Source organism: Pantoea sp. R102 (assembly GCF_004916815.1).
In the GTDB taxonomy this organism is placed as follows: domain Bacteria; phylum Pseudomonadota; class Gammaproteobacteria; order Enterobacterales; family Enterobacteriaceae; genus Pantoea; species Pantoea dispersa.
In genome coordinates, this window is the sequence record NZ_SDFT01000151.1 from 1 (window position 1) to 10,671 (window position 10,671).

Sequence of the window (10,671 nt, forward strand, 5' to 3'; positions counted from 1 at the left end):
TGCCGAGTTTCTGGGGCGGATTCCGCGTCAGATTCCACACCATGGAGTTCTGGCAGGGCGGCGAACATCGCCTGCATGACCGCTTCCTTTATCAGCGTGATGGCAGCGGCTGGACAATCGACCGTTTAGCACCGTAAAACTGCGTTTTATCCCCTTTCAGCGCTGGCGCACGGCTCGTCAGCGCTTTATGCTATAGCCCTCATTTTTTTCGTATCCGCACGTCAGCGGACAGCTGTGTACCAGCATAGGTGCAGTCTGATCAATTTGGAGTCAGTGATGACCAGCAGTAACCTGATACAACAATTGCAAGAGAGAGGCTTAGTAGCCCAGGTAACGGACGAGGAAGCGTTAGCAGAGCGGCTGGCGCAAGGGCCAATTGCACTCTATTGCGGCTTTGATCCCACCGCTGATAGCTTGCACTTGGGCCATCTGGTGCCGCTGCTGTGCCTGAAACGTTTCCAGGATGCCGGCCACAAGCCGGTGGCCCTGGTCGGCGGTGCCACCGGCCTGATTGGCGATCCCAGCTTTAAAGCGGCCGAACGTAAACTCAACACCACGGAAACCGTCAACGAGTGGGTAGAGAAGATCCGCAAACAGGTTGCGCCTTTCCTCGATTTTGACTGCGGCGACAACAGCGCCATCGCGGCCAACAACTATGACTGGTTTGGCGGCATGAACGTGCTGACCTTCCTGCGCGATATCGGTAAGCACTTCTCGGTCAACCAGATGATCAACCGTGAAGCGGTGAAGATGCGCCTGAACCGTGAAGATCAGGGCATCTCCTACACCGAGTTTTCCTACAACCTGCTGCAGGGTTACGACTTTGCCGAACTGAACAAGCGCTACGACGTGGTGCTGCAGATTGGCGGCTCCGACCAGTGGGGGAACATCACCTCCGGCATCGATCTGACGCGTCGTCTGCATCAGCAGCAGGCGTGGGGACTGACTGTGCCACTGATCACCAAATCGGACGGCACCAAATTTGGTAAAACCGAAGGTGGCGCGGTATGGCTGGATGCGAAGAAAACCAGTCCGTACAAGTTCTACCAGTTCTGGATCAACACCGCCGACGCGGACGTCTATCGCTTCCTGAAGTTCTTCACCTTCATGAGCATTGAAGAGATCAATGCGCTGGAAGAAGAAGACAAAACCAGTGGCAAAGCGCCGCGCGCGCAGTATGTGCTGGCAGAGCAGGTGACGCGTCTGGTGCACGGCGAAAGCGGTCTGAGCGCGGCGAAGCGCATCACCGACAGCCTGTTCTTCGGCAGCCTGAGCGATATGACCGAAGCGGACTTTGAGCAGCTGGCGCAGGATGGTATGCCGACCATTAGCCTGAAGGCGGACGACGATCTGCAACAGGCGCTGGTGGCGGCGGAACTGGTGCCGTCACGCGGCCAGGCGCGCACCATGATTGGCTCCAACGCGGTGTCTGTCAACGGTGAGAAACAATCTGATGCCGAGTATCGTTTTAGCGACAGCGACAAACTGTTTGGTCGTTACACGCTGCTGCGTCGCGGCAAAAAACACTACTGCCTGATTAGCTGGCAGTAAGGTGCAAGGGCCGGTCTCCGGCCCTTTTTTATGGCAAGCAGTACAGGGCAATAATGAAAAATATCCTCGCAATCCAGTCTCACGTGGTTTATGGCCACGCCGGTAACAGCGCGGCCGAATTCCCGATGCGACGCATGGGCGCCAACGTCTGGCCGTTAAACACCGTGCAGTTTTCCAATCACACCCAGTATGGTCACTGGACCGGCACCGTGATGCCCGCCACCCATCTGACCGATATCGTCAGCGGGATCGCCGCCATCGATCGTCTGAAAACCTGCGATGCGGTGCTGAGCGGCTATCTCGGCTCGGCGGAGCAGGGCGAACAGATCCTGGAAATCGTGCGTATGGTGAAGGCGGCGAATCCTGACGCCTGGTATTTCTGTGACCCGGTGATGGGCCATCCGGAAAAAGGCTGCATCGTCGCGCCCGGCGTAGCGGAGTTTCATTGCAAGCAGGCGATGCCGGCCAGCGATCTTATCGCGCCGAACCTGCTGGAGCTGGAGATGCTCAGTGGCCAGACGGTCGCTAACGTGGAACAGGCGGTGGTCGCCGCCCGCGCATTGATTGCGCAGGAGCCGCGCGTGGTGCTGGTGAAACACCTGGCGCGCGCCGGACGCCGTAGCGACCGCTTTGAAATGCTGCTGGTCACCGCCGATCAGTGCTGGCACATCAGCCGTCCGCTGGTGGATTTTGGTGTGCGTCAGCCGGTGGGGGTTGGCGATCTGACCAGTGGTCTGCTGCTGGTTGACCTGCTGCACGGCAAATCGCTGCAGGATGCGCTGGAACATGTGACGGCGGCAGTATATGAAGTGATGCTGAAAACCCACGAGATGGGCGAGTATGAACTGCAACTGGTGGCGGCGCAGGATGCGATTGCGCAACCCACGCAGCACTTTGCGGCAGAACAGCTATAATCGCTGCTAATCAACAGGCCGGCCAGCACGCCGGCCTGTGGCGTCAGACCAGACCTTCAGCCTTCAGTGCGGCCTGAACCGCCGGCCGCGCGTCCACCCGCGCAAACCATGCCTCCAGCGCGCTGAAACCTTCGAGATTCAGTTTGATGGCTTTTGCCCAGCGCGTAACCACAAACAGATAGACATCGGCGACGGTGAAGCGTAACCCCATCAGCCACTGTTTATCCTGCAGCGCATCGTTAACGCGCTGAAATTTTTGCTCCAGCTGTGCACGCACTATGGCTTTGTACTCTTCCGGCGTATCCGGACGGAACAGCGGGGAAAAGGTTTTGTGCAATTCGCTGCTGATGTAGCTCAGCCATTCCAGCGTGTGATAGCGCGTCAGGCTGCCGGTCGGTGCCAGCAGGTTGCGATCCGGCTTGAGATCCGCCAGATACTGCACAATCGCCACGCCTTCCGTCAGTATGCTGCCGTCATCAAACTGCAGCGCGGGAACCTGTCCTTTGGGGTTTATCTGCCAGTAATCTTCTCCGCGCTCGGTGACTTTCTTCTGCAGATCGACATTGACCTGCGTAAAATCCAGCCCGCATTCGCGCGCAACGATATGCGGCGAGAGCGAACAGGCACCGGGCTTACAATAGAGTTTCATCATGGCCTCTCCTGATGAGTTGTTGTGATGTCAGCAGCATAAAACTGCCAGAAATTTTTACCAGTGACAGCGATCAGGAATTGCGGGCGGGCGCGGGAAATTCAGCGGCCGCCTGCAGTCGCGGCGGCAGTGCCGTGAGCGCGAAATCCCAGAAACAGCGTACCTTGGGCGCCATGTTTTTCACCCGCTGCGCCACCAGATGCACCGGCAGCGGTGCCGGCTCCCACTCGCTCAGCAGGCGGATCAGCGTGCCAGCCTGCAGTTCATCTATCACCTGATAAGACAACAGACGGCCAATGCCCTGGCCACTGCGCAATGCATCCAGCTGGCTGGCGATATCATTGACGCGCAGGCGTGGGGTGATGCGCACACGCAGGTCGTGCGCGAAGCGCCACTCACGGGTATGGCGCACGCCTGCCACCAGCGCATGCATGCTGAGCTCAGCCGGATGGGCTGGGATTCCGGCCTGGCGAAGGTAGTCCGGGCTGGCGACCAGCATCGAGCGTACGCTGCCGACGTTGCGCGCCACCATCGACGAATCCTGCAGCTCGCCAATGCGCACCGCAATATCCAGCCCGTTTTCAATCAGGTCCTGATAGCTGTCGCTAAGAATCAATTCGATTTGCATTTCCGGATGCTGTTGCAGAAAGGCATTGACCAGCGGCATCACGTGGCGACGGCCACACATCACCGGGGCGGTGATGCGCAGCAGGCCGTGCAGTCCGCTGTGGTGGGCGCTGTCGAGCGCGCTCTGGTAATCGTTAAGCAAGCGCTGCGCCTGCTCAAACAGCTGCCAGCCGCTCTCGGTGGGAGCCAGCTGGCGCGTGGTGCGTTCAATCAGGGTGGTGCCGAAACGTGCTTCCAGCGCATTCAGCGTGCGGGTAATGACCGGCGGCGAACGCTGCAATACGCGCGCCGCGCCAGCCAGGCTGCCCTGCTGAATCACCGCAACAAACACCTGCAGCTCGTCAAATCTGTCCATGAGCCATTCCCGATCTCAGCCGTGCAAGGCGAGCATAAAAAGCGTGTTGCTTAAACTACAGCGGAAAGCAGGGGTTGTGAAGGGGGATAAAAAAAGCCGGGCTTAGCCCGGCTCAGAAACGATTACTGGTTAGCGCTGGCGCGCTTCAGTTCTGCCTGCGCGTCATCCTGCGTCATGCGGTTGAGCAGCGGGGCGGTAATCAGCATCAGCAGCGCGATTACGCCAGTGGCGATACCAATCTGCTGGAACACCTGGCTATACACGGCCAGTGAGGCGTGTGGATCGGTGACGTTTTCCGGCACCGCCATCAGGTTCGCTACCTTACCGGCAATCATCGCGGCGCCAGCGGTGGTGAGGAACCAGGAGCCCATAATGAAGCCCATCAGACGCTGTGGCACCAGCTGCGCCACCATCGCCAGGCCGAGACCGGAGATCATCAGCTCACCGATACTCTGCAGCGCATAGCTCAGAATCAGCCAGTTCACCGAAACGATACCCGCCTGGTTCGCGAATTTCGCGCCAAACGGCAGCACCAGGAACGCTGCAGAGCACAGCACCATGCCAATGGCAAACTTGTGCGGCATCGGCAGCTTATCGCCAAGCTTGTTATAGACTGCCGCCAGAATCGGGCTGGCCACCATGATCCAGAACGGATTGAGCGCCTGGAACTGTTCCGGCTCAAAGGTGATACCGAGAATCGCGTGCTCGACGTTACGGATGGCGAAGAAGTTCAGCGAGGTTGGCATCTGCATGTACAGCACGAAGAACACAATGGCTTCGACCATCAGCAGGAATGCAACGATCATTTTGCGGCGTGCCGCACCGTGCAGCGCAAAGGCTTCTTTGGCAAACACCAGCACGATACCGATCGCGATCACGCCCAGCGTCATGCGGGCAATGCTCTGATGATGCAGCAGCCAGGTGGCCAGTGCGATCAGCGCAACCACGCCGACAAGGGTCATCAGCAGCTTACCGACCTGCAGCGGCGCAAAGTCTGGTTTGGAGCCGTAATTCTTCACCAGGCGCTGGCAGAACAGGAAGTTCAGCAGGGTGATCACCAGGCCCACCACCGACAGCGAAAACGCCGCGCCCCAGCCATATTTGGCCGCCAGCCACGGAGTCAGCATCATCGAGAACAGCGAACCGATGTTGATCGACATGTAGAACATGGTGAAAGCACCGTCGATGCGCGGATCGTCTTTCTCGTAGCAGGTCGACAGCAGTGAAGAAGGGTTAGCCTTGAACAACCCGCTACCCACGGCGATGGTCGCCATGCCGACATACACCATGGTGGTGTCATGACCGGAGAAGGCAATCATCGCATAGCCCAGCGCCAGCACAATGACGCCGAGAATAATCACGCGTTTGGTGCCGAGCACTTTGTCGCCCAGCCAGCCGCCAATGGCAACCAGGCCGTAAACCAGTGCGCTGAACGAGGTGAACAGGGTGATGGAGTCCGCTTCGGACATCCCCAGCTGTTTCACCAGATAGACCGCCATAATGGCTTGCAGACCGTAGTAGCCAAAACGCTCCCACAGTTCGATGGAGAAGATCAAATAGAACGCTTTCGGCTGACGGAAGGCGTTAAGGCTTACCGCCTCATCAGTGTGTTTGTTTGCAGTTGACACGTATACCTCAGTTTATACATCGCCTGTTTTACAACAGGAATTAAGTCTGCGTCGGGCTGGGTAATCCCGCGCAACATTGTTATTAGAAAGGAAAAACGGCGCCTAATTTGGCTGAATCAGGCCAACAGGGCAAGCATTTTCTGCACGCTGAAATACTTGTTACAGGCAGGGTTATAACCAGGATAATAACTTGTAAATCAGTGTTAAATATCACTGCGTGACATTATAGCAGGATAATTGTTCTTGTTGCAGATCGGTTGATGGATTTTCCTGAGATAAACTGCTTTTCCTGCTCCGGGCAGGACATAATATTATCCAGCCCATTAAGCTGGATGATTCCCCTGATTTTTGCCGAAGAAGTAAGCGCAATTGTCTGATTGTTGAGCACAATAAGCGGCTGACAGTTCGCTGCAGGCTAATTTGTTGATCCTGCGCACAAAATTATCAATTAATTAGAAATGTAAAAAAAGAAAACGATTGCCGCTCTCCCGTTTGCCGACAATTTCACCACTTAATCGCGGCTTTCATCGTATAAGCTCTGCAGCACCCCCGGCGGCAGTGACCTGTTGCGCCAGGCAGGGGAAAGATGGATAGCCGATCGCCAGCCCTTAGACAGCCTGAAGAAATTGCTGTAACCTCGTTTTTTCCCTGCAAGGAACTCATCATGAAGCAGTCCGTTCGTGTCGCTCTCGTGGGCGATTACCGTGCCAGTGCTGTCGCGCACCAGGCTATTCCTCCCGCTGTTCAGCTTGCCGCAACCTCTCTCTCACTTAACGTAACCGCCGACTGGATCGCGACGCCGGAAATCGATCTACCGCGTCTGCACGACTATGATGCCGTCTGGGTGGTGCCTGGCAGTCCCTTCCTGAATGATGCCGGCGTGTTCGACGTCATTCGCTGGGCGCGCGAAAGCGGTAATCCCTTTTTAGGCTCGTGCGCCGGCTTTCAGTATGCGGTAGTGGAGTATGCGCGCAACGTGCTGGGCTGGGAGGATGCTGGCCATGCCGAGACCGACCCTGACGCGCGCTGGGTGATTGCGCCACTGGCCTGTTCGCTGGTCGAGCAGCGCGGTGAGGTGACGTTTGAGCCGGGTTCGCGTATTGCTCAGGCCTACGGCGCGCTGCAGAGTAACGAAGGCTATCACTGCAACTTTGGCGTTAACGCTGAGTTCAGCGAGGCGCTGGCCACGCGCAATCTGCGTATTACCTCATGGGATCTGGAGGGGGACGTGCGCGGGGTAGAGCTGACCGATCATCCGTTCTTTGTCGCCACGCTGTTCCAGTCTGAACGTGCTGCGCTTCAGAACCGGCTGTCGCCGCTGGTGGTGGCGTGGCTGCAGGCGGCGCGATAACGATTATTGCTGAGAGTACGGCGCGCGATGTCGCGCCGTTGTTAGCCCGCAGTCAGTCGGTCTTTTCCGCAAATTCACACAAATCTTCAATCAGGCAGGAGCCGCAGCGCGGTTTACGCGCCACGCAGGTGTAGCGACCGTGCAGAATCAGCCAGTGATGGCAGTCAACCTTAAATTCAGTCGGCACCACCTTGAGCAGCTTCTGCTCTACTTCCTCAACGTTTTTACCCGGCGCAAAGCGGGTGCGATTGCTGACGCGGAAAATGTGGGTATCCACGGCAATGGTGGGCCAGCCAAAGGCGGTATTGAGCACCACGTTGGCGGTTTTACGCCCGACGCCGGGCAGGGCTTCCAGTGCCGCGCGGTCTTCCGGCACCACACCGCCGTGCTGCTCCTGCAGAATGCGGCAGGTTTTGATGACGTTTTCCGCTTTGCTGTTAAACAGGCCAATGGTCTTGATGTACTCTTTAACGCCTTCCACGCCGAGCGCCAGCATTGCCGCTGGCGTATTGGCCACCGGATAGAGTCGGGCGGTGGCTTTATTGACGCTGACATCGGTTGCCTGTGCCGACAACAGCACAGCGATCAGCAGCTCAAACGGTGAGCTGAAATTCAGTTCGGTGGTCGGATGGGGATTGGCGTCACGCAGTCGCGTGAGGATCTGCAGGCGTTTATCCTTATTCACACAGCCTTCCCGGTTTCGCCCTGCGGCGCGGCAGCAGCAGCGTCCAGCTGACGTGCGGCGCGCTGCTTCATTTTCTGATCGATCAGGTATTTGCCGGCCAGCAGCATACCGAGGCCGATAAACGCACCCGGCGGCAGCATCGCCAGCAGCATCGGTGAATCAAAATGCACCACTTCAATGCGCAGCGCTTTAGCCCACGGCCCCAGCAGCTGGTCAGCGCCATTGAACAGCGTGCCGTTACCAATCAGTTCACGAATCGAACCCAGCGTCACCATTGCGCAGGTAGCGCCCATACCGATGGCAAAGCCATCCAGCGCGGAGAGGGGAATGCTGCTTTTCGATGCCACCGCTTCCGCACGTCCCACCACAATGCAGTTGGTGACGATCAGCGGGATAAAGATGCCCAGCGACTGATACAGGCCATAGGCATAGGCGTTGATCAGCATCTGCACGCAGCTCACCACCGAGGCGATGATCATCACGTAGATCGGAATACGAATCTCACCCGGCACCCAGCGGCGCGAAGCGGAAATCGCACTGTTGGTGATGGTCAGTACCAGCGTGGTTGCCAGTCCGAGGCCCAGTGCGTTAGTAGCGGTTGAGGTCACCGCCAGCAGCGGACAGAGCCCCAGCAGCTGCACCAGCGCCGAGTTATTCTTCCACAGTCCGCCAATCAGTAAATTTTTCGCTTCACTCATGGTGCATCTCCACATTCAGGCAGCGAAGCGAGCTTCGCTGGCAGCGTTTCAATCAGCAGCGCCGTGCGTTTGGTGGCGTTGACCACCGCGCGCGGCGTGATGGTAGCGCCGGTAAACTGGTCAAATTCGCCACCGTCTTTTTTCACCGCAAAGGCTTTATCGTCGGCACCGTGCACCACTTTGCCGTTAAAACTGTTGATCCAGTCGGAAATTCGCAGCTCAATTTTATCACCCAGACCCGGCGTCTCATGATGTTCAATTACGCGTACGCCCAGCACTTTGCCATGGAAATCAGCGCCGACCAGCATCTGTATTGCGCCAGAATAGCCGTCAGGGGCGGTGGTCTCAAGTGCGGCGGCCACCGGTTGATCCCCTTTGCGCGCCACATACAGATGATGCGGTTTGTCGTTGCCGAGCGCGCGGGCATCGGTCACCAGCAGACACTCCTGCTGAATATTGTTGTCGTACAAATCGGTAGGCACCACCTGGTCGAGCAGGTTTTTCTGCTGCAGCGCGGTCTGGTGATCGACCGTCGGTTTGGTGACATAGTTGACCACCGCCGTCACGCCGGTGGTGATCACGGCAAACATGCCCAGCGTGAACGCGTTTTTACGAATGGTTTCGATCATCATCAATCCCTGCGATGGCCATACACGCGCGGCTGCGTGTAGTAGTCAATCAGCGGCACGCAGATGTTGGCGAGCAGCACCGCAAAGGCGACGCCATCCGGATAGCCACCGAAGCTGCGAATCAGCCACACCAGCAGGCCAATCAGCGCACCGTAAATCAGCCGGCCACGGTTGGTGGTAGAAGCGGTGACCGGATCGGTGGCAATAAAGAACGCACCGAGCATGGTCGCCCCGGAGAACAGATGTACCAGCGGCGAGTTCAGCGACTGCGGCGCGAACAGCCAGCCGAGCGTGGCGCACAGCGCCAGCGACAGCAGGAAGCTGAACGGGATATGCCAGCGAATGGCGTTCTTCGCCAGCAGCAGCATGCCGCCGAGCAGATAGCCGAGATTGACCCACTGCCAGCCGAGGCCGGCCAGTACGCCGCTATAAATCGGCTGGGCCAGCAGTTGTTCGGCGCTGTGCCCGGCGCGCAGGCCGGTTTTAAAGGTATCCAGCGGCGTGGCCTGGCTCACGCCATCCACACCCAGCTGTAGCTGCTGCATGCTGTCACCGGCCAGCGTGTGGCCGGTAAAAATCATACTGAGTGAGTCCATCAGGCCAGGTTTAATGGCCTGCAGGACATCCGGCGGCAGCCAGCTGGTCATCTGCACCGGGAAGGAGATCAGCAGTACCACATAACCGACCATGGCCGGATTGAACGGATTCTGGCCGAGGCCGCCGTACAGTTGCTTGGCGATAACCACAGCAAATACGGTACCTAGCACCACCAGCCACCACGGCGCCAGCGGCGGCAGGCTGATGCCCAGCAGCAGCGCCGTCAGCAGGGCAGAGTTATCTGCCAGCGTCGGCACTACCGGCGCGTGACGCAGGCGCAGAATCACGCCCTCGGTGATCCATGCGGTAGCGACTGCCAGCAGCACCTGAATCAGGAAACCGATGCCGAAGAAATACCACTGTGCCGCCATGCCGGGCAGCGCGGCCAGTACCACCAGCAGCATGATGTTGCCGGTGCTGCGGCGGTTATGGGTATAAGGCGAACTTGCAATACGAAAAGCCATTTAGTCCTCAGTCGTCGAAGGCTGCTGCTGCGCTTTACGCGCTTTGGCACGGGCGACCGCTGCGGCAATCGCCGCTTTGCGTGGGTCGGCGGAGTCAGGAGAGGCAGCAGCCTCCACTTCAGGGGATGCGGCGGGCGCGTCGGCTGTCTGCTGCGCTGCGGCCGCGGCTTTCTTCGCTTTGGCGCGCGCAATCGCCGCTTCAACCGCCGCTTTGCGCGGATCGACCTCAGCTGCGGGTGTTTCCGCTGCTGGCTCAGCGTCGGCCGACGTCTGCGCGGCCGCGGCTTTCTTCGCTTTGGCACGGGCGATAGCAGCTTCGACTGCGGCTTTGCGCGGATCGACCTCAGCTGCGGGCGTTTCCGCTGCCGGCTCAGCGTCGGCCGGCGTCTGCGCGGCCGCAGCTTTCTTCGCTTTGGCACGCGCAATGGCGGCTTCCACGGCGGCCTTGCGCGGGTCAATGGCCTGGCGGCTTAGCGGTTCGGTTTCAGCCTGCTTCTCAGCCTGCTGCGCCAGCGCCCGGGCA

Annotated in this window: 11 protein-coding genes and 1 pseudogene; 4 read left to right on the forward strand and 8 right to left on the reverse strand. The window is 58.6% G+C overall.

What is annotated here, in order from left to right; genetic code table 11:
• The 3 genes from ERD80_RS15745 to pdxY all read left to right on the forward strand — a co-directional run.
• Nucleotides 1–137, forward strand: a 137-nt coding sequence (locus ERD80_RS15745; RefSeq protein ID WP_282183376.1) for a pyridoxine 5'-phosphate oxidase C-terminal domain-containing protein, incomplete at its 5' end; no start/stop codon positions are given.
• A gap of 139 nt (nucleotides 138–276) precedes the next feature.
• Nucleotides 277–1,551 (forward strand): tyrosine--tRNA ligase, encoded by a 1,275-nt coding sequence (gene tyrS, locus ERD80_RS15750; protein WP_136547571.1) that lies wholly within the window; start codon nucleotides 277–279, stop codon nucleotides 1,549–1,551.
• 53 nt (nucleotides 1,552–1,604) lie between these two features.
• A complete protein-coding gene (gene pdxY / locus ERD80_RS15755) occupies nucleotides 1,605–2,465 on the forward strand; it encodes a pyridoxal kinase PdxY (RefSeq protein ID WP_136547573.1) in 861 nt (286 codons plus the stop codon).
• A 43-nt stretch (nucleotides 2,466–2,508) separates the two neighbouring features.
• On the opposite strand, the gene gstA is transcribed toward pdxY, so the two are convergent.
• The 3 genes from gstA to dtpA all read right to left on the reverse strand — a co-directional run bounded on the left by gstA (nucleotide 2,509) and on the right by dtpA (nucleotide 5,724).
• Nucleotides 2,509–3,114, reverse strand: coding sequence for a glutathione transferase GstA (gene gstA, locus ERD80_RS15760; RefSeq protein WP_195910918.1), 606 nt, complete (start codon nucleotides 3,112–3,114; stop codon nucleotides 2,509–2,511).
• A gap of 73 nt (nucleotides 3,115–3,187) precedes the next feature.
• Nucleotides 3,188–4,096: a LysR family transcriptional regulator gene (locus ERD80_RS15765; RefSeq protein WP_058776276.1), complete on the reverse strand. Its 909-nt coding sequence runs from the start codon at nucleotides 4,094–4,096 to the stop codon at nucleotides 3,188–3,190.
• A 122-nt stretch (nucleotides 4,097–4,218) separates the two neighbouring features.
• Nucleotides 4,219–5,724 carry a dipeptide/tripeptide permease DtpA gene (dtpA, locus tag ERD80_RS15770; protein WP_058757699.1) on the reverse strand — a complete coding sequence of 502 codons (1,506 nt, stop codon included), beginning with the start codon at nucleotides 5,722–5,724 and terminating at the stop codon, nucleotides 4,219–4,221.
• 664 nt (nucleotides 5,725–6,388) lie between these two features.
• On the opposite strand from dtpA, the gene ERD80_RS15775 reads away from it, so the two are divergent.
• Nucleotides 6,389–7,075, forward strand: a complete 687-nt coding sequence (locus tag ERD80_RS15775) for a CTP synthase (RefSeq protein ID WP_136547575.1) — start codon at nucleotides 6,389–6,391, stop codon at nucleotides 7,073–7,075.
• A gap of 52 nt (nucleotides 7,076–7,127) precedes the next feature.
• On the opposite strand, the gene nth is transcribed toward ERD80_RS15775, so the two are convergent.
• From nth to ERD80_RS15800, 5 genes and pseudogenes are all read right to left on the reverse strand, one after another.
• Nucleotides 7,128–7,760: an endonuclease III gene (gene nth, locus ERD80_RS15780; RefSeq protein WP_136547577.1), complete on the reverse strand. Its 633-nt coding sequence runs from the start codon at nucleotides 7,758–7,760 to the stop codon at nucleotides 7,128–7,130.
• Nucleotides 7,757–8,458, reverse strand: a complete 702-nt coding sequence (locus ERD80_RS15785; RefSeq protein WP_058757701.1) for an electron transport complex subunit E — start codon at nucleotides 8,456–8,458, stop codon at nucleotides 7,757–7,759. The genes nth and ERD80_RS15785 overlap by 4 nt, the downstream gene beginning before the upstream one ends.
• Nucleotides 8,455–9,087, reverse strand: coding sequence for an electron transport complex subunit RsxG (gene rsxG, locus ERD80_RS15790; protein WP_031279157.1), 633 nt, complete (start codon nucleotides 9,085–9,087; stop codon nucleotides 8,455–8,457). The genes ERD80_RS15785 and rsxG overlap by 4 nt, the downstream gene beginning before the upstream one ends.
• A gap of 2 nt (nucleotides 9,088–9,089) precedes the next feature.
• A complete protein-coding gene (gene rsxD / locus ERD80_RS15795; protein WP_136547580.1) occupies nucleotides 9,090–10,148 on the reverse strand; it encodes an electron transport complex subunit RsxD in 1,059 nt (352 codons plus the stop codon).
• Nucleotides 10,149–10,671, reverse strand: a pseudogene (locus ERD80_RS15800) (electron transport complex subunit RsxC); the annotation flags it as partial.